12 protein-coding genes are annotated in these 22,852 nt (G+C 52.5%); 6 read left to right on the top strand and 6 right to left on the bottom strand.

Translation table 11 applies throughout. The features are described 5' to 3' along the window. Nucleotides 1–41: 41 nt before the first annotated feature. The 3 genes from FOA19_RS10325 to FOA19_RS10315 all read right to left on the bottom strand — a co-directional run bounded on the left by FOA19_RS10325 (nucleotide 42) and on the right by FOA19_RS10315 (nucleotide 7,042). Complete coding sequence (locus tag FOA19_RS10325) at nucleotides 42–1,643, bottom strand: glycoside hydrolase family 43 protein (protein WP_149090754.1); 1,602 nt, start codon at nucleotides 1,641–1,643, stop codon at nucleotides 42–44. A 301-nt stretch (nucleotides 1,644–1,944) separates the two neighbouring features. Further along, complete coding sequence (locus tag FOA19_RS10320) at nucleotides 1,945–3,906, bottom strand: RagB/SusD family nutrient uptake outer membrane protein (protein WP_149090753.1); 1,962 nt, start codon at nucleotides 3,904–3,906, stop codon at nucleotides 1,945–1,947. A gap of 10 nt (nucleotides 3,907–3,916) precedes the next feature. Further along, the gene (locus FOA19_RS10315) at nucleotides 3,917–7,042 is read right to left on the bottom strand and encodes a SusC/RagA family TonB-linked outer membrane protein (RefSeq protein ID WP_149090752.1); all 3,126 of its coding nucleotides are present in this window, start codon (nucleotides 7,040–7,042) and stop codon (nucleotides 3,917–3,919) included. A 582-nt stretch (nucleotides 7,043–7,624) separates the two neighbouring features. Here FOA19_RS10315 and FOA19_RS10310 point away from each other — a divergent pair. The 4 genes from FOA19_RS10310 (at nucleotide 7,625) to FOA19_RS10295 (ending at nucleotide 13,084) form a co-directional block, all read left to right on the top strand. After that, on the top strand, nucleotides 7,625–8,677 hold the full coding sequence (locus FOA19_RS10310; protein ID WP_149090751.1) for a LacI family DNA-binding transcriptional regulator: 1,053 nt from the start codon (nucleotides 7,625–7,627) through the stop codon (nucleotides 8,675–8,677). Nucleotides 8,678–8,831: 154 nt separating this feature from the next. Beyond that, entirely contained in the window at nucleotides 8,832–11,000 is a 2,169-nt protein-coding gene (locus FOA19_RS10305; protein ID WP_149090750.1) for an alpha-glucuronidase family glycosyl hydrolase, read from the top strand. A gap of 22 nt (nucleotides 11,001–11,022) precedes the next feature. Then, on the top strand, nucleotides 11,023–11,781 hold the full coding sequence (locus FOA19_RS10300) for an SDR family NAD(P)-dependent oxidoreductase (RefSeq protein WP_149090749.1): 759 nt from the start codon (nucleotides 11,023–11,025) through the stop codon (nucleotides 11,779–11,781). A gap of 175 nt (nucleotides 11,782–11,956) precedes the next feature. Then, nucleotides 11,957–13,084, top strand: coding sequence for an endo-1,4-beta-xylanase (locus FOA19_RS10295; RefSeq protein ID WP_149090748.1), 1,128 nt, complete (start codon nucleotides 11,957–11,959; stop codon nucleotides 13,082–13,084). Nucleotides 13,085–13,479: 395 nt separating this feature from the next. Here FOA19_RS10295 and FOA19_RS10290 read toward each other — a convergent pair whose 3' ends face one another. Further along, nucleotides 13,480–14,331, bottom strand: coding sequence for an aminotransferase class IV (locus tag FOA19_RS10290; RefSeq protein WP_149090747.1), 852 nt, complete (start codon nucleotides 14,329–14,331; stop codon nucleotides 13,480–13,482). Continuing rightward, entirely contained in the window at nucleotides 14,315–15,451 is a 1,137-nt protein-coding gene (locus FOA19_RS10285; protein WP_149090746.1) for a DmpA family aminopeptidase, read from the bottom strand. The genes FOA19_RS10290 and FOA19_RS10285 overlap by 17 nt, the downstream gene beginning before the upstream one ends. Nucleotides 15,452–15,614: 163 nt before the next feature. Between FOA19_RS10285 and FOA19_RS10280 the strand changes: the two genes are divergently transcribed. After that, nucleotides 15,615–17,285: an amidase gene (locus tag FOA19_RS10280; protein WP_149090745.1), complete on the top strand. Its 1,671-nt coding sequence runs from the start codon at nucleotides 15,615–15,617 to the stop codon at nucleotides 17,283–17,285. Nucleotides 17,286–17,775: 490 nt separating this feature from the next. Here FOA19_RS10280 and FOA19_RS10275 read toward each other — a convergent pair whose 3' ends face one another. Further along, entirely contained in the window at nucleotides 17,776–19,086 is a 1,311-nt protein-coding gene (locus FOA19_RS10275) for a PepSY-associated TM helix domain-containing protein (RefSeq protein ID WP_149090744.1), read from the bottom strand. Nucleotides 19,087–19,575: 489 nt separating this feature from the next. Here FOA19_RS10275 and FOA19_RS10270 point away from each other — a divergent pair, with 489 nt between their 5' ends. Beyond that, nucleotides 19,576–22,797, top strand: a complete 3,222-nt coding sequence (locus FOA19_RS10270; RefSeq protein ID WP_149090743.1) for a S41 family peptidase — start codon at nucleotides 19,576–19,578, stop codon at nucleotides 22,795–22,797. Nucleotides 22,798–22,852: the final 55 nt, after the last annotated feature.

The following is a 22,852-nucleotide window of genomic DNA, read 5'->3' as shown; positions in this document are numbered from 1 at the left end:
CCGTTTCATGGGTGTTTTTATAAAAACTGGTCTAAAATAGCCTATTGGTTTTCCTTTGCGGACGGTATTTTACTCGCTTTGCTTATCTGGGGAGCGATATGGAAATAATCAAAATCTACGTAGCCGCCTGGGTTTTTAGTGGCATAGTTGAACAACCCGAAACGGTAGCCCATGAAGTGCGGGATGGTGTAGGCCATCTTCAGTTCCGTGCCGAACTGTTTCCAAATCTTCCCATCCAGGCTATAATAGAAGGTGGCAACATCCCTGCGTTCGTTGAAGTCACATTCCGCTTTCAGGTACACCCTTTTCCCTTTCAGGGGTACCCTGGCCTCCTCTACTGAACTACCCGTCTGGGCATTCACCATCACCAGATACCTGGTCCCTTTCTCCATCTTAACCCCAATTAGCCCGTATTTCTGCTGCAGAAGCGCAAGGCCGGCGAAATCCCCTTCCTGCATGTTGGAGAAATCCAGGGCGGTGGCGCCGGTGCTTTCCGGCCCGATGGTGCGTTGGGTTAACGTATTCCGGGCCTGCAGGAAGTCATGGGTCACCGCGCCCGTTTTAAGCCTCAAAAATCCTTTCCGGGCAGAAACGGACCAAAGGGAATTGTCTGGGTTGTGGTTCCATTGCCAGACCAAGGGCAAAGCTGGCTCGTTTTTGCTTCGGCTGAAGTCATCTGAGGCCACAATACCGGGAATCAGGCCTTTGCTGGCGGGTAGGTTTAGTGCCTCCGGTACTTTGCCATCGGTGCCCAGGACGGGCCAGCCGTTCTCCCACTTCACCGGCACCAGGTACGGAATCCGGCCCACGGCGCCATAATCCCGAAACAGGTAAGAGAACCATTCTCCGGTTGGCGTATCAATCAGTCCGCCCTGCGCTACCCCTTTGTCCTGCAGCACCACCTTCCCTTCGTAAGGTCCGGTAATTTTATCGGCGCGGTGCACCACCACCGTGCGCATGCCGCCTTTGGGCCAGGCGATGTTGAACAGGTAGTATTTTCCGTTCACTTTGAACAGCTGCGATCCTTCTGAGGGGAGGCCGACGTTGGCTCCGGCCGGGGCACTCGCGTTTTCAATCAACACCCGATTGGTTTCTTCCTTCGGACCGGAAAGGTCAGCTTTGAGTTCTACCAACCTCAACTTCCCGGCGCCATACACCAGGTAGGCACGCCCGTCCTCCTCAAAGAACAGGGAATGGTCATGGTAAGACGGTTTAAAGGAAGTCACTTTCCAGGGTCCTTTCTCTATATTCTTGGTGGTGTAGAGATAGGTCTTGCCGGTTGTCTGGGCGAAGGTGGTGACGTAGTACGTGCCGTTGTGGAAGCGCAGGCTGCTGGCCCAGGAGCCTCTTCCATAGGTGCTTTTCCCGTTGGTGAGAGTTAGTTCGTCCACACTGGCCAGCGTGTCATAGGCGTAGCTAACCAGTTGCCAGTTCACCAGGTCTTTTGATTTCATGATGGGCAAACCCGGGCTCATGTGCATGGTCGTGCTGCTCATGTAATAGGTATCTCCTACTCTTATCACCGCAATGTCTGGCACATCAGCGAACACAATGGGGTTAGTAGCCTTCTGGCCTTTTGAAGGCAAGGCTGTAAGAAGGCAAAGCAGGGCAAGAAAACCAATTTGGAAGAGTCGTTTTATCATTCTTAGGTAATGGTTTTTCAGAAGCAGAGCTGGACAATAACTCAGGGGAACTTAAAATTCAGGAGACTAAAGATGCGTATTTTGTTCTTCTATTCCCTTATAGATTTCACTTGTAATTAGAAATTCAGCGGAGAAAAGGTAGTAGAAAAATTAAGAGTCTAGCCCATTATAACTTTCACTTTCTACGACTGAATTTGCCCTACTTTTCAGAAAACGACCTTAAAACGAGGAGTGGAAAAAGCAATAAAAAGATTGGCTGCTCCATCTGGGCAGCCAATCTTTTTTATGGGAGAACACAAGATTAATTATACCCTGGGTTTTGATAGTTCGCTCTTTCTTCGGACGACATTTGCATCGCATCTAACTGGCTCTGAGGAATTGGCCGCAGATAGTGGAATGGTTGAATGGTACGCGTTACGGTCATTGGCGTATGTTCCCCGTAGTTACTGCCCCCAATTCTGTACGTAGAAGCGAGTTCATTCCATTTCTGGGTGCGCACCAGGTCAAACCAACGATATCCTTCGCCATAAAACTCACGTGAACGCTCTCCCAGTATGTAGTTGATGTCAATGGTAGTTGGGGTGCCTGCAACCATAGCTGCGCTATTATCCTCTACTTTAGCGGTATTCCCGTTATTGTCAAAACGCCACTTACCAGCGCGGGCACGAATAACATTTATCAAATCATAGGCACTTTTCCCTGGTTGTGTAGTAGCACCTTTCACCGCAGCCTCAGCGGCGACAAAGTACAGTTCAGAGAATTTCGCGATGTTGAACGGACGGGTGCTGCCCGCGTTAGGTTGTCCTAATCCCGCGCCATTGTCTGTCCGGTAGGTGCCTAGCTTCCAAAGTTTTGGATATACGATCCGGCTTATGCCGCTGGGCGCTATGACGTAATCTGCTCTTCCGGGCAGTTCACCTGCTCCAATATTACTTCTACCGGTACCTGTAGGATAAGCAATGGGAGTAGCGGGATCTTCATTCAAGAAACTCAGGACTGGCTCGCCTGGCCGAATGGGCAGAAGGTTGGCGTTGTACACCACCTGAGGAACGGTAGCTCCTCCCGCTTTGGGCCAATTAGCCCGGTAAACGGTGGTGAAGGTTCCGTCGTAACGAGAATCCAGAGTTTTGTCAGCAAAGGTATTCTGGATTACATCTATGGTAGGAGCCATACGGGTCCAGGGACGTCCTTTGTCCTGTGATGCTTCGCGCTGAACAGAGTTGATAGACCCCGTTCCATTAGCATTAGTGAAGCTGGTGATGTTGGGGTAGTTCCAGGTCATCATCCAACCGGCGAAGTTATCCGGTGCCCCGCCACTTCCGAAGGTAAGGCTACCCCCGTTGTAAAACTCGCTTTTCTCTGTATGGTCGGCGTATAACAGAATCTCACTGTTTCGGTCATTAGACCCCACGTTCACATCATAGAAGGTAGGTTGTAAGGCAAATGGCCCTGGGTTGTCAATAGCAGTGGCTGCTATATCATATGCCTGCTGGAAATACCACTGTGCATCCTTGCCATCTGGATCTGTGCGGGACGTCTCTGGATAGGTTGGAATATTATTCGGGTTTTGGAGCCACCAACCATACGTAAGGTATGCTTTTGCCAAATAAAGACGGGCCAAGGTTTTTGTAGCTCCACCGGTTACCCGGCCTCTTTCTGGCAAGTCAGTAATGGCCTGCAAAAGATCAGGAAAGATAGCTTTGGTATACACCTCCGGCACCGTGTTGCGCTTGGAGGTTCTTATAGGATTGGTGTTGAACTTCAGTTCTCCTGATCCTAAATCCAGAGGCACTCCCCCAAAAGTTTGCACCAGCTTAAAGTAATCAAAGGCCCGGAAGAACCTGGCCTCGGCAATTAGAGCGGGGGAAATTGTTCCAACGGCGGCGGCATTTTCAATGATCCCGCTGGCAGTGTTGATGTTCGGGAAGGCAGCTCCCCAGAGCACATCGGCCCGGCTGTTGCTGGAGGTAAGAACCCCTTGGTTGGAAAGGTCCATCACCCTGAAGTTTTCATCCGCATCCCTGGCATAGGTCACTTCATCCGTCCCGGTTAGAGTGGCATTGTAATAGTAGGCTTGCCCGTAGATGTAGCGTAGGTGCGCGTACATAGAGGTCAAGCCTCCTTGAACACCTCTTTCTGTTTGAAAGAAATCGGGGGTGTAAGCGCTACGTGGCTCTTCTTCCAGGATATCAGAGCACCCCACTGTAAACATGGAGATAACGGCTGCCCCAACAAATGCTTTTAGGTTGATATATCTTTTCATTGAATTCTTTTTAGAAGGTAACATTTAAACCAATCAAGTAACCGCGGGTGGCAGGAGCGTTCGTACCTAAGGTCAACAGACGTCTCAGGTTGTCAGACAAGGGTACTGCCGCGTTTTCGTTACCGAAAGAGTTTGTTTCAGGGTCCATGCCGGATTCCTTGTTGTAAGGCGAGAAGAACACAAATGGATTCTGAGCCGTGGCGTACACCCGCAACCTGCCAAAACCAGCGGTCTTCAGCCAGGTGTTGTTATCAAAGTTATACCCCAAGGAAATAGTGCGTATTTTTAAATAAGAGGCATCAAAGTAACCCAGGGTACTGCCATAGTTTGGATTGTCTCCGCTTCTTTTACCGGCAGGGTTGGGATACTTGGCATCTGTATTCTCTGGCGTCCAGTAGTCCACCTTCACGTTCCCGCGGCGGCCGCTCATCATGTTGAGGTACCCCGATGAGCCATACAGCGTGCTATTTAACAGGCCACCGCTTTGGAAGGCTCCCACTGCGCTTAAGTCAAATCCTTTATACGACACGCGGGTGTTGAAACCTCCCTGGAAATCAGGGTTCACATTCATGATCTGACGATCATCAGGTCCTATTCTTCTTACTGGCGTTCCATCAGGATTGTACCCGCCGGTGTATTTCACTTTGATGGAACCTACAATCTGTTCATCGGTGCCCGGTTCCAGAATACTTCTGTAGGGATCCTCGGCTTGCCATAGGCCTACCTTCTCGTAGTCATAGATCACATTAATGGGATGCCCTACAAACCACCAGTTCCCTTCATCGCGCTGCTGCCCACCGGCCAGTGCTACCAGTTCGTTACGGTTGGCATACAGGTTGACCCCAGCTTCCCAGGTCCAGCCGTTCAAGTTGTCCAGGATCACACCGTTAAGGGAAAGCTCCACCCCTTTGTTTTGGGTTTCGCCCACGTTTGCTACGTAGCTCCCAACCCCTGTGGAGGCAGGCAGGCCTACTCTCAATAAGATATCGTTGGTTCTGGTGGCATAGTACTCTACCGTACCGGAAAGCCGATTGTTCAAGAGAGCGAAATCTACCCCGTAGTTAAAGGTTTCAGAGAACTCCCAGCCCAAGTTAGCGTTAGGCACTTCTGTCACATACAACCCGGTTTGGTACGTATCAGGACCAAAGTTATACGGTCTGCTGCTCAGGCGACCAAGGGTGGCGTAGGGCTCAATGGATTGGTTAGAGGTTTTCCCGTAACCCGCTCTAAGTTTCAGCATGTTCACCAGCTTCACATTCTCCATGAACGATTCTCTGGCAATATTCCAACCAACCGAAACGGCCGGATAGGTATGCCATTTGCGACCGGGAGCCAATCTGGAAGAACCGTCAGAACGTACAGTAGCGGTTACCATATACCGATCATCATAGGAGTACATCACGCGACCCATCCAGGACATCAAACCACTTTTTGAGTATTGTTGGTCACCAGGGGCCACGGTGATTTCCCCGGCAGCCAACCCTAAGTTATAGAATTGGAAGGCATCTGAAGGAATGTCCCTTGCCGCCACGCGAGATCTGTTGAATTTGCTATCTGACGCAGAGTATAACCCCACCACGTTAATCATGTGCTTCTCAGCGATGGTGCGATCATAGGTCACAAGGTTTTCAATGGTCCAGTCAGTAGTATGGGAGTTACTAACCGATGCCGTAGAAGGAGTAGTGGCAGTGGCACTGCCGATTCCCTGGGCAGTATAGGCCCCACCATTGCTCTGGCGATAATTTACGCCAAGGTTGGCACGGTACTTCAAACCTTCCACCCCTGGGATCTGAATTTCCCCGTAAATGGTGTTGTACGTACCAAACGCTCTGGTTTCACTTAACCATCTGTCGCTCAAATCCTCTACAATGTCTCTTGAATAAACCCACTGTTCATCTAAGGGCATCTTCACCGTTCTTTTCCAGGTGCCGTCTGCGTTATAGGGATTGGCAATGGGTGACATGCTCAGAATCCCGTAAAGACCCACGTTGTTGCCGGCCGTCACATTGTAGTTATTGTAGGTAGTGAACCCTAAACGGAGGTATTTACCTACACCTTGGTCCAGGGAACCACGCACGGAGTAACGGGTGTATTGTTGCGTTGGAATTACCCCTTTTTCATTGTAATACCCTGCATTGAAGTTGTAACTCCCTTTTTCAGTTCCCCCAGATACGCCTAAGTCGTGGCTGTTTACCATGCCTTTTTTGTACAGCAGGTCTTGCCAGTCGGTGTTCACATCATCAGCCTCGTCCACGGAATTGTTGTACGTACGGGCCGCCTTGCGCAGGGCCACAAACTCAGGACCGCTCATCATAGGGTATTTTGCGAAAACATCTTTCACGCCAACAAAGCTGTTGTAGCTTAGTTTCGCTTCTTGTCCTTGCCTTCCCCGGTTGGTGGTTACCAGAATCACCCCATTCGCACCCCGTGAACCGTAAATAGCAGTCGCCGAGGCATCTTTCAAGATGTCAACACTGGTAATATCATTGGGGTTTATGTCCCCGATAGAGCCTGCAAATGGAATACCATCCAGCACCACCAAGGGATCGTTGCTGGCATTGAGGGAGCGAGCGCCCCGAACCCTGATTTGCATGGAGGCACCTGGCTGAGAAGAGGATTGGGAAAACTCCACACCCGGTAATCGTCCTTGCAGCGCCTGCGAGATGTTTGCCGCTGGCACTTCGCGCAAAGCGTCTCCCTTAATGGAAGCCACTGAGCCGGTCACGGCCTCGGCGCTCTGGGTACCGTAGCCCACTACCACTACTTCGTCAATGGTCTGCTGGTCGGTTGCCAGGGTCACGTTGATCGTGGTTCTGTTGTTAATGGCTACCTCCTGGGCAAGGTACCCTATAAAAGAGTACACCAGGGTGCCGTTGCCATTGGGCACGGTGAGGGAGTAGTTCCCTTCCACATCAGTAGGGGCAGCGGTGGTGGTTCCCTTCAACAGGACCGTAACACCAGGTAGCCCGCCTCCGGCATTGTCAGTAACCCGGCCTTTCACCGTCAAGCCCCCTTGGGCGTAGGTTGGCAGGCTAGCAAAGAGGGTAACCACCAGCAGGAAAGCCAGTTTAAGGATTTCCAATTTGCGATAGCGCGAAATAGGAGATCTGGGGTTTTGGGTAAGATTACCTTTCATACATAAGATTTTTAAGTTGAATGTGCGGTTAAGGGAAAGTATATGTTCAAGTAAGAATTGGGGTATTCACTATGCTTTAAGGCTTCCCAGGAGCAACCCAGGGTTCGCCTTCTCTCTCCATTCCTGAGCACATCCATCTGGATTATCGGCAATTTTTGTTTGGGAAAAGACATCAATACATGCTCTTCGTCCTTGCATTATGGGAGTTAAAACTCCCATCCTCTCCTATGCTCTTCACAAACTTGAATATTATTTTCAAACATTGCAACCGATTTCATAATTTTTTTCAAAATATCTGATTGGATTTTGATTACCTTTTTCAAAAAATGGAAATAAAAGACCTGTTAGTTTCTTTCTTGCATTTAAGCTCCTTGTGTCACATTGTCCAAAATCACTTTTCCTATCACACCATGCCTCATAATTGCACCTTTCACCCTTATAATTGAAGTTTTCTGGTCATTTTTGTTTAAACAGGCATAAAACAACTGCAAGGGTTTGGCATTAAAAGCATATATTAAAAACTAGAACCATTAAAAAATTGAAACCGATTTCATATATTTGTTATCGAACGACTAGACGCACATGGAGAAGGAAATCACCATTTATGATATAGCGCGAGAATTAGACCTTTCTCCCACCACGGTAAGCAGGGCTTTGAACGACCATCCGGCGGTCAATCATAAGACCAAGCAGCGCATATCTGAGGCAGCCTCCCAGATGGGCTATCGTTCAAACATGTTCGCCAGTAACCTCCGGAAACAGCGCACCAACACCATCGGCCTGATCGTACCCCGGCTAGACAGTCCTTTCCATTCATCGGTGATTGCGGGGATGGAGAAAGTGGCCAACGAGGAAGGCTATAACCTCATCATCAGCCAGTCGTTGGAGACGGCCCATAAAGAGAAGGCCAATGCCAATACCATGTTCAACAGCCGGGTAGACGGCCTGCTGGTGTCGCTGTCTTTTGAGACCGAGAACCTGGACCACTTTGAAAGCTTTATCGCCAAAGGCATTCCGGTGATCTTCTATGACCGCGTGGCCGACCATAAAGACTGCACCAGCATTGTGATAGACAACCTGCAGGCGGCCTACAAAGCCACCTCGCACCTGATTGAGCAGGGTTGCACCAACATTGTGCACATCACGGGTAACCTCAAAAGGAACGTGTACACAGACCGCCTCAAAGGCTACAAATACGCGCTGGTGGACCATGATCTGCCTTTTGTAGAAACCAATGTGCTCATCAGCCAAATGACGGAAGAAGCGGGGATAGAAGCGGCTCAGCAGATCCTCCGGATGAACCCGCTCCCCGATGGCATCTTCGTTTCTAATGATCTTTGTGCGGTCAGTTGCATCAAAGCCTTGAAGAAAGCCGGTATCTCCATCCCCAAAGACATGGCAGTGATTGGGTTCAACAATGACGCTATCTCGCGGGTGATTGAGCCCAACCTGACCACCGTCAATTACCCCGGCCAGGAAATGGGCGAAGTGGCGTTGAAGGTGCTGCTGGTACAGATGAACGGCACCGGCGAGCGGATTCCCGGCAACACCATCCATCTTCGGTCTGAACTCATCATCCGGGAGTCTTCCCTGAAAAGCAAAGCCAGCAATAAGAAAAAAGCCATTATCATGTAAAAGAACTCGGCGCCATCTCTCCTGACCCAAAGTACCTAAGGAAATGGCGACTGACTCTTTTTCTAAATAATACAACATGCTGTTTTAAGCCCGATTTACTTAAAACAGCCCTGAAACAACCCCAACGCCAACCTGACAAACCTCCCCTTTGCCTATGAACCTAAGCAAGAACCTTTTCCGTTTCGCCCTGCTGGTGGTCCTTTTTCTTAGCCAACTGCCCTCCCACGCCGAGGATGGTTACCGCCTGTGGCAACGCTATGACCTGCTGCAGAACAAGGACCTCCTGAAGCAATACCGCAAAAGCTTGGGCGAAGTGGTGGTACAGGGCACCTCACCTACCCTGACGGTAGTGAAAGACGAATTGGAAATGGGTCTAAGTGGGCTTCTGGGTTCTAAGGTGACGGTGTCTGACCAAGCTTCCAAAAAAGGAGGGTTGGTGGTCGGTACGCCAACCACCTCGCCGCTTATCAAAGACCTGGGGCTGGACCAAAGATTAAAGGACATCGGGCAGGAGGGTTTTCTGCTGCTTTCGCAAAAACACAAAGGAAACGCCTATACCGTTATTGCGGCCAATTCGGAGAAAGGGGTTCTGTACGGCACTTTCCATCTTCTGCGTTTGCTGCAAACCCAGCAAAGCCTGGAGGCGCTCAACGTAACTAGCAGCCCCAAAACCAAACTGCGGATACTGAATCACTGGGATAACCTGGACCGCACCGTAGAGCGCGGCTACGCCGGATTTTCCATCTGGGACTGGCACAAACTCCCTGACTACATTGACCAGCGCTACCTTGACTACGCCCGCGCCAACGCCTCCATCGGGATCAACGGCACCGTGCTCACCAACGTGAACGCCAACTCGCTGGTGCTCACGCCGGAGTACCTGGCGAAAGTGAAAGCTTTGGCAGATGCGTTCCGGCCGTACGGCATCAAAGTCTACCTGACCGCCCGCTTCAGCTCGCCCATTGAAATCGGGAAACTCAAGACCGCCGATCCGCTGGACCCTGCGGTGAGAGCCTGGTGGAAAAGCAAGGTGGACGAGATTTATACCTACATCCCAGATTTCGGGGGATTCACGGTGAAGGCCAATTCAGAGGGACAACCGGGTCCACAGAACTACAAACGCTCCCACGCCGACGGTGCCAACATGCTGGCCGAGGTGCTGGCGCCAAAAGGCGGCATTGTGATGTGGCGCGCCTTCGTGTATGACAACAACGTGCCCGATGACCGCCACAAACAAGCCTACACCGAGTTCAAGCCGCTGGACGGCACTTTCCAGGGTAACGTGCTGGTGCAGGTGAAGAACGGCGCCATTGATTTCCAGCCGCGCGAGCCGTTCCACCCGCTGTTTGGGGCCATGCCCAAAACCCCGCTCATGATGGAGTTCCAGATCACGCAGGAATACCTGGGCCAGGGCACGCACCTGGCGTATTTGGCGCCTATGTTCAAGGAAACCCTGGCCGCTGATACCTACGCCAAAGGCAAAGGCTCCACCGCGGGCAAAATAGTGGACGGCTCTTTGGACAACCACCCCATCTCCGGCATGGCCGGCGTCTCCAACATCGGGAACGACAGGAATTGGACAAGCCATCCGTTTGGGCAAGCCAACTGGTACGCCTTCGGCCGCCTGGCCTGGGACCATGAATTGACCTCAGAGGGCATCGCCGAGGAATGGATCAAGATGACCTTCTCCAACGCTCCTTCCCAAGTGGCTCCTATAAAGCAGATGATGATGGGCTCGCGCGAGGCGGTGGTGAATTACATGACCCCCATGGGCCTGCACCACCTCATGGGCTGGAGCCACCACTACGGACCTGGTCCCTGGATCAAAGACAAACCCCGCGCCGACTGGACATCGGTGTACTACCACCGCGCCGACGAGAAAGGCATCGGGTTTGACCGCACCAAAACCGGCAGCAACGCACTGTCACAATACGCACCCGAGGTGCAGGCCATGTGGGGCAACCCCGCTACTTGCCCCGAGGAAGTGCTGCTGTGGTTCCACCACGTGGCCTGGGACGCGAAAACCAAATCGGGCCGCACGCTGTGGGATGAGCTGTGCTACCGCTACTCCGGCGGTGTAGACTCGGTAAGAGCCATGCAGAAAACCTGGAACTCGCTGGCCGGCCAGGTAGACAAGGAAAGGTACGAGCAGGTGAAGCAGTACCTGGACATCCAGGAGAAAGACGCCCGCTGGTGGCGCGATGCCTGCCTTCTGTACTTCCAGACGTTCTCCAAGCGGCCAATTCCGCAGGAGTTGGAAAAACCCCAGGGTACTTTAGAGGAGTATATGAAAATAGAGCCCAAATTCGCCCCGGGTATCTGATACAGCATTAACAAGAGAAAACATGACCCAAGACACCACACAAGCAACCAAAACAGCCATTGTGACGGGCGGCGGTTCAGGCATAGGCCTGGCCATTGTAGAGAAATTCATCCAGGAGAACATCAAAACCATTGTCATTGGCCGCGATGAGCAGAAACTCGCCAGCGCCAGAGAGGCCTTCGGGGAACTGTGCGTGACCATTTCACATGACCTGAGCGACCTTTCGGGCATCCCTGCCCTGGTGGAGCAGATCAGCCGAGAGCATGGCAGAATCGATATTTTGGTGAACAATGCGGGCATCAACCTGAAGAAGAACTTTGAGGAAGTGACCGATGAGGAATTCCAGCGCATCCTGCTCACGAATGTGACCGCCGTTTTCGCGCTGAGCCGCGAGGTGGTGAAAACCATGCTGCCGCTGGGTGCCGGCGCCATTGTGAACATCAGCTCCATGGCCTCGCAGTACGGCCTGCCCAAAGTGATTGCCTACACCGCCTCCAAATCGGCGATTGAGGGCATGACGCGGGCCATGGCTACCGAATTGTCGCCCAACGGCATTCGGGTGAACTGCGTGGCGCCTGGTTTCATCGCCACCGCCATGTCGGCCACTGCCCTGAACAACGACCCAGAGCGCAAGAACAAGGTCATGGGCCGCACGCCCATGGGTAAACTGGGCACGCCCGCCGATGTCGCCGACGCCGTGTACTTCCTCTCCTCTGAAGGCGCCAAATACGTGACGGGTACGGTGTTACCGGTGGACGGAGGCAACTCCATCGGGTTCTAAATCCCTTATTTTCATCAGGTTAATCAGCTCACCCGTTTCAGGCCTGTTTTTACAAATTCAGGTCTGAAACGGGTGAAAATTACCTTCCTTTTGAAGATTCTTAGAACTTTATTTGATTATGCCAACGTTGGCATTTATTATTACAAAATCTAACAGTAGATTGAATACGAAGCCCATGAGAAAAAACAGATTCATACTCGCGGCCGGGGTTGCCTTTGCGGTCCTGGGTTGCGTGGCCACCACGGTAAACCAAGAAGAGCCCTCGCTGAAACAGGTGTTCAAGGATGATTTCTACGTGGGCGCGGCCCTGAACTACCAGCAGGCCAGCGGCAAAGACCCCAAAGCCGAGGCGATCATCTCAAAGCACTTCAGCACCATCACCCCGGAAAACTTACTCAAGTGGGGGAACGTGCATCCGCAACCAGACAAGTATAACTTCAAGCCCGCCGATGATTACGTGGCGCTGGGCAAAAAGCACAAACTGTTCATTGTGGGCCACACCCTGACCTGGCACCAGCAAACCCCCGATTGGGTTTTTGAAGCGGAGCCCGGCAAGCCTGCTTCCAAAGAACAGCTTTTGAAGCGCCAAGCCGAGCATATCACCACCGTAGCTGGTCGGTACAAAGGCCAGATCAACGGCTGGGATGTGGTAAACGAGGCCCTTAACGATGACGGCACCATGCGGCAAAGCAAGTGGTACAAGATCGCCGGGGAGGATTTCCTGTCCAACGCTTTTGCCACCGTCCAGAAAGCCGATCCCAAAGCCGAGCTGTACTACAATGACTACAACCTCTGGAAGTCTGCCAAAGCCGATGGCGCCGTGAAACTGGTGAAAAGCCTGCAGGCGAAAGGCTTGAAGGTAACCGGCATTGGCATGCAGGGGCACTACGGCCTGGAGCACCCCTCCATCCAGCAGATTGAGGAAAGCATCCTCAAGTTCTCCAAAGTAGGCAAAGTGATGTTCACCGAGCTGGACATTGACGTGCTTCCTAACCCCAGCAACCGCCAGGGCGCGGACATTGACGCCACCTTTGTCTTCGACCAGAAATACAACGTGTACACCACGGGCCTGCCTGAGGAGGTACAACAGAAACTGGCCAAACGCTACGCCGAGCTCTTCGCGCTGTTCCACAAGCACAGAGACAAAATCACCCGCGTAACTTTCTGGGGCGTAACCGACGCGGATTCCTGGCTCAACGACTGGCCCATCAAAGGCCGCACCAGTTACCCCCTCATCTTCGACCGCAACTACCAGCCTAAGCCTGCTTTCCAAGCCATTGTGCAGTCGGTGGCAAAGAAGTAGTAATTTTTTAAGGTTAGGGGTTGTATTTGGCCCAAACAAAACCTCCCTGTTTAGGGGCTGTTTTCATAAAAACAGCCCCTAAACAGGGAGGTTTTTTACTTGTTTCCAGCACCTGAAGAACTGGCTTTAAAATTTTCGATTACGCTTCTTTAAAGCAAACTCTCCCCTTGAGGGGAGATAAAGAGGGGTGTTTACACAGGAGAGCACGCATTCCATCTATGCAATCCAGCTTTTCACTTCTAAACTGATTGAAATGAAAATCAGCATTCTACAAACCAGCAGACTCTCCCCTCTTCGCTCCCCTCAAGGGGAGAGTCTGCATTTATTGGACGCAATTGGCGGTATTGCAGAGTCCTCACTTTTAAGAAGGCTTTTGACTCCCTAATACCAGCAAGCTACAAGACTCCTGCCTGCGCTTCTTCTAATTGAACAAGTTCCTGCAACAAGTCCAAAGACACTTCACCGGGCTTTCCATTCCCCACCAATTTGCCTTCTACGGCTACAATGGGTAGAATGCGTTTGGTGGTGCTGGTCATGAACGCCTCCTTGGCTTGGGCGAGGTCTTGCAGGGTTACGGTGCCTTCCTCTACGTTGTATTTTCGGGCGGCTATTTCCAGCACGTTTTTGCGGGTAATGCCCTTAAGCACATCCTTGGCCGGGGTTACAAGGGTATTGTCTGCCTTTACTAGGAAGAAGTTGCTGCGCGGGAATTCAGATACCACGCCGTTCTGGTGGTAAAGCACGTCATCGGCACCCTGCTGTTTTACTTTCTGGATGAGCCGGATGCCCATGGTGTAGTTGATGGTCTTGGCCTCGGCTAGTTCTCGCACGTATTCATGGGTAATGATTTTGATGCCGGCGGCAAGTTGCTCAGGTGAGGGCAACGTGAGCGGTTGCTCTACCATAAGAAGATTGGACGGACCTGGGTTGTAGCCGTTCTCTGAGTATCCGCCGGTCAGAATCATTTTCACGCCCGAGTCTGCCAAACCGTTCATCTGGATCAAGCGGGTGATGGCGACTTTCAGTTCCTCGGCAGATAGCGGCACTTCCAGCATCATGAGCTGGGCAGAGTTGTAGAATCGGTCCAGATAATCATCCAGGAAAAGCGGGTGCCCGTGCTGGGTCTTGAAGAAATCGAAAATGCCGTAGCCGCGCTGGATGGCCAGGTCGCTTACGTGCAGGTACGTGCTCTCTAGCGGCTGAAATTCCTCGTTGAGGTAGGTGTACAATCTATGGTCTGATGACATGGTGTTTCTTTAGGATGTCAAGGATTTTGTCTAGCGGCAGGGCCTCTACTTTGGTTTTATCTTTGCCAATGGTAGTCTCGGCTTTGAACAGGGAGTTCAGGATGGCTTCCTCGGAGGCTTCAATGGTAGCCATGAACAGCGGCGACATTTCATCGTTGCGCAGCAGGGCAGTGGTCTGGGTTTTCTCTTTCGCCTCGTGCGGAATGCGCAGGTTGGGGTTAGCCGAGAAGGCAATCACGTAATCGCCGCTGCCGTTGGAGGCGATGCCGCCGGTTTTGCCCAGGCCCAGCATGGCGCGTTTGGCCATCCGCTCCAGGTTACGGGCATCCACGGGCGCATCGGTGGCCACGATGATCATGCAGGAACCGTCGGCTTTTTCCAGGATTTGCTGCCGGAACGAGAACTTCTCCAGCTCCTCTCCTACCGGGGCCCCGGCCACCTGCAGCACGCCCCCGAAATTGGTTTGCACCAGTACGCCCACCGTGTAACCGCCCAGACTGGCAGGCAGCTTGCGGGAAGAGGTCCCGATGCCGCCTTTGAATCCGAAGCAGATGGTGCCGGTGCCCGCGCCCACGTTTCCTTCCTCCACCGCGCCGCCTCTGGCTTTCTGGATAGCTTCCAGCACGTGCTTCTCCGTAACGTGTCTTCCCCGGATGTCATTCAGGCCACCGTCGTTCGTCTCGCCCACCACCGCGTTCACCGATTGCACCTTGTCGTTGCCGGATTGCTGCAGGGTGTGCGAAATAACGCCGTTTATGGCAGTGGCCACGCTTAAAGTATTGGTCAGGATAATAGGAGATTCCAGGTTGCCCAGTTCCATCACCTGCGTGGTGCCCGCCAGCTTCCCGAACCCGTTGCCCACGAAAACCGCCGCCGGCACTTTCTCCTGAAACAGATTGCCGGCGTGCGGCAGAATGACGGTAACACCCGTCCGGATGTCGTTGCCTTTGTTCAGGGTCACCTGTCCCACCTGCACGCCGGCCACATCGGTGATGGCGTTCTCCTTTCCGGTGGGCAGCACGCCAATCTTGATCCCGTATTCCCGGACCCGTTTCCGTTCCTGGGCCTGGGTTGAACGGGTGATGACCATCATGAGAAGCAATAGCAGAACAGGTTTCATTTGCCGAAGAGAGTTGCCAGGGTAAATCTATCTGTTCTGCGGGAATAATACCTTCCTCTGCTTCAAATCAATGCCCGTTTAGCGGCCGATTTCCGGAAAAAGGCCCGAAAGAAGCTTTTCATTTTACCCCCGGATGAAGTATCTTTCTACAAAATCCAAACGAATGAACAGACGAAATTTCTTAAGAACCGGTTCTTTGGCCGGGATCACTTTATCGGCTTTCGGGCTGGGCGCCTGCGCCGCTACCCCAACGGCCACCGCTACCGCCACCACCGGCTCCGAAACCCCGACCAAAGAAACCAAAGGCGAAGCCGCCGCCAATACGAATCCAACCGATTTTCAGCTGAACGAAGTAACCATCCAGGAGCTGCAGCGCAAAATGCAGTCGGGTGAGCTGACTTCCAAAGCCATCACCCAGCTGTACCTGGACCGCATTCAGGCCGTGGACAAGAGCGGGCCAAAAATTAACTCGGTCATTGAAGTGAACCCAGACGCCCTCCAAATTGCCGAGGCCATGGACCAGGAGCGCAAAGCGGGCAAAGTACGCGGACCGCTGCACGGCATCCCGGTGATGGTGAAAGACAACGTGGATACCCATGATAAAATGTCAACCTCGGCCGGCGCCTTGGCCCTTGGCGATAACAAAGCCAGCAAAGACGCTTTCATCGTGAGCCAACTGCGGGCGGCGGGTGCAGTGATCATCGGCAAAACCAACCTGAGCGAGTGGGCCAATTTCCGGTCTACGAACTCTTCCAGCGGCTGGAGCGGACGCGGCGGCCAAACCAAAAACGCGTATGTCTTGGACCGCACGCCTTGCGGTTCCAGTTCCGGATCAGGGGTGGCCGTGTCCGCTAACCTGTGCGCCGTAACCGTAGGCACCGAGACCAACGGCTCTATTGTCTGCCCGGCAGCCGTGAGCGGTGTGGTAGGGTTTAAGCCCACCGTGGGTCTGGTGAGCCGGTCCGGCATTATCCCCATCTCGCACACCCAGGACACCGCCGGACCGATCGCCCGGACCGTGACCGATGCCGCTATTCTCATGGGCGTGCTGGCCGGAGTGGACCCCAACGATGCCGTGACCAAGGAAAGCACTGGCAAAGCGCATGCAGATTACACCCAGTTCCTGGACGCGAACGCCCTGCAGGGCAAGCGCATCGGCGTGGAGAAATCCTTTCTGGAAGGCCATGTGGCTATTGATGCGTTGCTGCGCCAAGCCCTAGACCAACTCAAAAGCAAAGGCGCCACCATTGTGGAAGTGGAAGCCATGAAGAGCATTCGGGAGGCCTCCAGGGATAGCTTCAAGATTCTGCAGTACGAGTTCAAGGACGGCGTGAACAAGTACCTGGCCACCGCCAATGCCCAGGTGAAGACCCTCAAAGACGTGATTGAATACAACAAGCGGAACGAGAAAACTTCTATGCCTTTCTTTAAGCAGGAGATCCTGGAGATGTCTGACAAACTAGGCGACTTAAACACGAAAGAGTACAAAGACGCCGTGAAGAAACAGGTTTCCGGCTCCCGCGCAGCCATTGACAAGCTGCTAAAAGACAATAAACTAGATGCCATTGCCGGACCAACCTATGGCCCAAGCTGGTGCATTGACCTGGTAAACGGCGACTCTTTCACCGGCTACGGCATGTCTACCCCAGCGGCAATCTCGGGGTACCCGCACGTGACGGTTCCTTTGGGTCAGGTGCAGGGTCTACCGGTGGGAATTTCTTTCTTCGCGGGTGCCTACTCCGAGCCTAAACTGTTCGGGATTGCCTATGCCTACGAGCAACTCACCAAGCACCGGACAGCTCCGCAATTCCTGAAGACCACTAATCCGTCGTAAGGCGTTTCGGGGTTGACCTGGTTTAGCGCTGGTGGGTTTAGGGCCTCTTTTATAGAAAAGAGGCCCTAAACCCACCAGCGTTTTTTCTATGAACAACAATTTCACCCAAGCACTCCTTCCATTTATCATCTTAGAAAGACCTTGGTAGCGAACGATAGTGGCAGTGGAACCTCGGCTTTTCTGGTTCGCCCACAAGATCCTTTCAGGATGACAGTGGAGGGTGGGTCAGGATGGTAATAGGGGGTTGTCAGGATAGTAATGGAGAGTAGGTTAGGATGAAAATGAAAGGTGAATAAGGTTGCTTAGAAAGCCCAGTCCTTTTAAGATCAACCTGCTATCAACCAAAACAAAACGGGCTTGAACATTATGTTCAAGCCCGTTTGCATTTGACGCTAATTCTAAACTTAATTTAAGAGGCACAAGACCCAAACTTACTGAATCTGTTCTGGAGCTCTTTTAGGAAAATCAGCTCTAAAACAAGCCAGCAGCCCTACGCTCTGGTAACCACAGGTCTGGCCACCACCTGGTTGCCTTTTGATTTTTTCTTTAGTTTGTTCCACCAGATGAGCGTACCGGTGATTGGCAAACTGGTAGCAATGAGGCAAACAATAAAGTAGAGAATCTTAGAGAACGTCCCGAAGATTTCACCCAGGTGCAGACCTCTCACGCTGGCCGCTATCTTCTCGTTGAACTTCTTGTCTTCAAACTTCTCCACTTTCAAAGTCTTGCCGGTGTACTGGTCCAGCTGCACTTTATCAGAAGCCGAGAGCGTAAAGAAGCCGCTTTTTGATTTGTTCAACACTACGGCGCCGGTAGAATCTGAAGGTAAACTGATGCGATAATTCCCTTCGTAAGGCAAGATGCCGTTGGAGATCTTGATCAGATCTGCAATGGCTGGCTTTTGGGTTGTTAAACCGGCCAGATCAGAGGTCAGCGGTTTCTCGGTGCGCTGCTTGAAGATCTGGTCACCCAGGACAGCGCTGGCGCCTTCGCGGTACCAGTCAAAGGACCAGCACAGGCCGGTGAGGGCCATGATCAGGAGGAAAAAGGAAGAGTAGAACCCCAACGAGTTGTGCAGGTCATGGTTGATGCGTTTCCAGTTGCCGCTGGTCTTTACTTTGAGGCCCTGTTTCCAGTTCTTCAGTTTCTTAGGGAACCAGATCACCAGCCCCGTCAGGATGATGAACACGAAGATAATGGTAGAGGCTCCCACAATGATTTTACCGGGGTTGAGCGCGCCGGGTTCACCTTTCACCAGCAAGGACCGGTGAATGGCTTCTACCGTTTCAAAGAACTCGTGGGCCGGGCCATCGGTGGTGCCTTTCACTTCGCCGGTGTATTGATTCACCAGGTACGTTTTGCCACGACCACCGCCTGGTCCGCCAGGACCACCTTTGCCGCCTTTTTTGCCTTCGCCACCAGCACCAGGACCGGCTGCCATTGCAGATTTAGCACCTTCGGCTTTGGCTTTCTCCCCTTCCGGTTTGCCGCCTTTGCCACCTTCTTCTTTTTTTAGGGTGAACCGGTACGGCTTAGCAGGGTCCTGTGGGATCTGAATGGCGGTTACTTTGCCCTTCTGGGTCTGCTGCAGTTTCGCTACCAGTTCATCCGGAGAAAGGGCCACCGCATTGGCTGGTACCTGCACGCTGAATTTGGCCGGCTCCAGCGCTTCCTCAATCTCGCTGTGGAACGTGAAGATGGTACCGGTGAGACACACCAGAAACAGCACCAGCCCGCTGGCTAGCCCTAACCAAAGGTGGATGTCATTGAACAATTTGCGCCAGGTGAACCCTTTTTTCATGGATGCTTTTACTTTATGATTTTACTTGATTTCTGTTTAGGGCAGTTTATAAGAAAGTGGGCTTAAAACCGATACCTCGCTGAAAGGCTGGCAAGTATGCGCGGGCCTCTTTTCCAAACGATGGCAAACTAACCACCTATTTAGATTAATTCCAAACAATAGCAAAAGAAAGGCCTCTCAAATATTACAATTAGCTAATAGTGTAGAAAGTGGATTCCCTTTGATGTCCCGCGAAGGTGAAAGCTGTAACCTAAGGCCTATCAAATAATATTCAGGTTTTCCTATTTTAAACCAGAACGAGGCTTCTAACTGATAAAGAACCCAAGCTTAGAACAGGGCATTTTATGGAATTGTCAATCGGGTTAAAATGTCTAAACCATAGGCATGCAATTTTGCCGATCAACCCCCAAAAAGGTTATGGCAGCAGGCTCTTTGTCTCTTTCATATCAAGCAAGCTCTCCGTAACTTACTGCGCATTTCTACTCATCTATGCTTAAAAGACTATTGTACACCGGGGCTTTGGTAGCCAGCACAATAAGTGTGGCACAAGCCCAAAACGCACCCTCCTGGCTGCGTTATTCATCCATCTCACCAGATGGCCAAACCATTGTCTTCACCTACAAAGGTGACCTGTACCGGGTTCCGGCCAGCGGCGGCACAGCCCTGCCCCTCACCCTGCATGAGGCGCACGATTTCATGCCAATTTGGAGCAAAGACGGCAAAACCATTGTGTTTGCCTCTGACCGCTACGGAAACTTTGACTTGTTCCAGATGCCGGCTACTGGGGGCGAGGCCAAACGCATGACCTTCCACTCGGCCAATGAGTATCCCTATGAGTTCAGCCCAGACGGCAAGACGGTTTACTTCGGTTCAACCCGCATGGACCAGGCAGCCAACCGGCAGTTTCCTACGTTTGCCTCGCCAGAGCTCTACAAAGTAGCCGTTGGCGGCGGTCGCGTACAGCAGGTGTTGACCACGCCTGCCGAGGAAGTGAAGCTGAGCCAGAACGGCCAGATCATGCTTTACCAGGATAAAAAAGGCGGCGAGAACCAGTGGCGCAAGCACCACGTCTCTTCCGTGGCCCGCGACCTGTGGAGCTTTGACACCAAAACCGGCAAGCACACCAAACTCACCACCTATGCTGGCGAAGACCGCACCCCGGTGTTCACCGACAACGACAAAACCATCTATTACCTGAGCGAGGAAAGCGGCACCTTCAACGTGCACCGCATGGCCATGGACAAGCCCGGAACCTCCACCAAGGTAACTAACTACACCAAGCACCCGGTACGTTTCCTCACTGCCTCCACCAACGGGGTGCTGTGCTTCGGGTTTGACGGGGATCTGTACACCCTGCAGGGCAACGGCGCCCCGCAAAAAGTGAACGTGGTCATCGCCACCGATGTGAAAGCCAACAACGAGCGCATTGTCCCGGTATCCGGCAACGGCGTGCAAGATTTGGCGGTGTCGCCAAACGGCAAGGAAGTGGCCTTCATCTACCGCGGCGAGGTATTCGTCTCGGCGGTGGAAGGAACCGCCACCAAGCGCATCACCAACACCCCTGAGCAGGAGCGTAACGTGAGTTTCTCGCCAGACGGCAAAACCCTGATCTACGCTACCGAGCGCGGCAAAGGCTGGAAAATCTTCCAGACGCAGATCACCCGCAAAGAGGAGCCTTATTTCTACGCCTCTACCCTGCTCAACGAGACCCCGGTCATCAACAACGACAAGGAAAACTACGAGCCCCAATTCTCGCCGGACGGCAAAGAGATCGCGTTTGTGGAAGACCGCATGACCCTGAAGGTGTACAACATCGCCGATAAAAAGGTCCGCACGCTGCTCACCACTAACGAGCTTTTCTCCATGCGTGACAACGACCAGTACTTCACCTGGAGCCCCGACAGCAAGTGGATTGCCTTTGACTTTTCGGAGCCGGGTTTCGCCAACGGCGAAGTAGGCCTGATCTCCGCCGATGGCAAAAGCAAAAAGATCAACCTGACCGAGAGCGGCTACCAGGATGATTCTCCACAGTGGATGGCCGGCGGCAACATGCTCATCTGGAACAGCACCCGCGAGGGTATGCGCGCCCAAGCCAACAGCGGCGGGGCTCAGTCAGACATCTTCGCGATGTTCATGACCCAGGCGGCGTATGACAAATTCCGGTTAAGCAAAGAAGACTACGCCTTGGTGAAAGAAGCCGATGAAAAAGCGGCCAAGGAAAAGGAAAAAGACAAAAAGAAGAAAAAGGACGAAGAACTGACCATTGACTGGGAAGGCCTGAAAACCCGCAAATCCCGCTTGACGCTGCATTCGTCGCAACTAGGCGATGCCTTGGTGTCTAAAGACGGCGAAACGCTGTACTACCTGGCCCGCTTTGAGAGAGGCTATAACCTCTGGAGCACCAACCTGCGCACAAAGGAAACCAAAATGGCCGTGACCCTGAACGCCAACCGCGCCAGCATGGATTGGGACAAAGATTTCAAAAACCTGTTCCTTCTAGCCGATGGCCGCGTGATCAAACTGGACCCTACCGCGAACAAGCAGGAGAACGTGGCTATCAGCGGCGACATGAACCTGAACGTGGCTGCGGAGCGGGCCTTCATGTTTGAGCATGTGTGGCGCCGCACGCAGAAGACCTTCTACACCGCCGGATTCCACGGCGCCAACTGGAATGCCCTGAAAGGCGACTACGAGAAATACCTGCCGCACATCAGCAACAACTACGAATTCTCTGAGATGCTGAGCGAATTGCTGGGTGAGTTGAACGTGTCACACTCCGGCTCCAGCTTCTCCAACGTGCCTGTGAACGCCGATGCTACTGCATCTTTGGGAGTTTTCTATGACCCAACTTTTACCGAAAACGGCCTCAAAATAGACGAGGTCATTTTGGAAGGTCCGTTGCAAAGAGCCGGTTTCGATGTGAAGCCTGGTATGGTGATCGAGAAAATCGATGGGGAAACCTTGTCCTCAGACAAAGACTACGCCCAGTTCCTGAACCGCAAAGCCGGCAAAAACACCCTGGTTACCATCTATGACCCTGTCAGCAAGAAGCGCCGCGACATTACCGTTAAGCCAATTTCACAAAGTGAGGAAAGCAGCCTGCTGTACAAGCGTTGGGTACGCCGCAACGCCGAGGAAGTAGATCGCCTGAGCAATGGACAATTGGGCTACGTGCACATCCCGGGCATGAACGACCCAAGCTACCGCACCGTGTACGAAGAAGTGATGGGGAAATACGCTAACCGCAAAGGCATGGTAGTGGACACTCGCAACAATGGCGGAGGTGACCTGGTAGCCGATCTGGCTATGTTCCTAAGCGGTAAGATGTTCCTGAACTACACCACTGACAACCGCTCTACCGGAATTGAACCATCCTTCCGGTGGAACAAACCCAGCATTGCGCTGGCCAACGAAGCCAACTACTCAGACGGCCATTGCTTCGCGTTCAGCTACCAGGATCTGAAACTGGGTAAACTGGTAGGCATGCCAGTACCAGGTACCTGTACTTTCGCGGGCTGGGAATCTCTGCAGGACAACAGCGTGCGCTGGGGCGTTCCGCCACTAGGCGTAAAAGACGTGCAAGGCCGCTATCTGGAGAACCTGCAAACCGAGCCAGACGTGAAAGTGATGAACGAGTTTGAGCAGGTAAGCAAAGGCAAAGACCAGCAATTGGAAGTAGCCGTACAAGAGCTGCTGAAAGAAGTAAAATAACCTTCTTACCTTATGACAGGAAAGCCCTAGCCCAACGCTGGGGCTTTCTTTTTGC

Origin of the sequence: Rufibacter hautae (assembly GCF_008271695.1) — a bacterium.
GTDB classification, from domain to species: Bacteria; Bacteroidota; Bacteroidia; order Cytophagales; family Hymenobacteraceae; genus Nibribacter; species Nibribacter hautae.
Note: the sequence above shows the minus strand (reverse complement) of the source record. Positions and strands in the feature narration are given on the sequence as shown.

What these genes read in the sequence shown, in the direction of transcription:
- FOA19_RS10320 (WP_149090753.1), bottom strand. Translation starts at nt 3,906, where the DNA reads ATGAAAAGATATATCAACCTAAAAGCATTTGTTGGGGCAGCCGTTATC.
- FOA19_RS10285 (WP_149090746.1), bottom strand. Translation starts at nt 15,451, where the DNA reads ATGAAACCTGTTCTGCTATTGCTTCTCATGATGGTCATCACCCGTTCA.
- FOA19_RS10300 (WP_149090749.1), top strand. Translation starts at nt 11,023, where the DNA reads ATGACCCAAGACACCACACAAGCAACCAAAACAGCCATTGTGACGGGC.
- FOA19_RS10275 (WP_149090744.1), bottom strand. Translation starts at nt 19,086, where the DNA reads ATGAAAAAAGGGTTCACCTGGCGCAAATTGTTCAATGACATCCACCTT.
- FOA19_RS10325 (WP_149090754.1), bottom strand. Translation starts at nt 1,643, where the DNA reads ATGATAAAACGACTCTTCCAAATTGGTTTTCTTGCCCTGCTTTGCCTT.
- FOA19_RS10305 (WP_149090750.1), top strand. Translation starts at nt 8,832, where the DNA reads ATGAACCTAAGCAAGAACCTTTTCCGTTTCGCCCTGCTGGTGGTCCTT.
- FOA19_RS10290 (WP_149090747.1), bottom strand. Translation starts at nt 14,331, where the DNA reads ATGTCATCAGACCATAGATTGTACACCTACCTCAACGAGGAATTTCAG.
- FOA19_RS10270 (WP_149090743.1), top strand. Translation starts at nt 19,576, where the DNA reads ATGCTTAAAAGACTATTGTACACCGGGGCTTTGGTAGCCAGCACAATA.
- FOA19_RS10280 (WP_149090745.1), top strand. Translation starts at nt 15,615, where the DNA reads ATGAACAGACGAAATTTCTTAAGAACCGGTTCTTTGGCCGGGATCACT.
- FOA19_RS10295 (WP_149090748.1), top strand. Translation starts at nt 11,957, where the DNA reads ATGAGAAAAAACAGATTCATACTCGCGGCCGGGGTTGCCTTTGCGGTC.
- FOA19_RS10310 (WP_149090751.1), top strand. Translation starts at nt 7,625, where the DNA reads ATGGAGAAGGAAATCACCATTTATGATATAGCGCGAGAATTAGACCTT.
- FOA19_RS10315 (WP_149090752.1), bottom strand. Translation starts at nt 7,042, where the DNA reads ATGAAAGGTAATCTTACCCAAAACCCCAGATCTCCTATTTCGCGCTAT.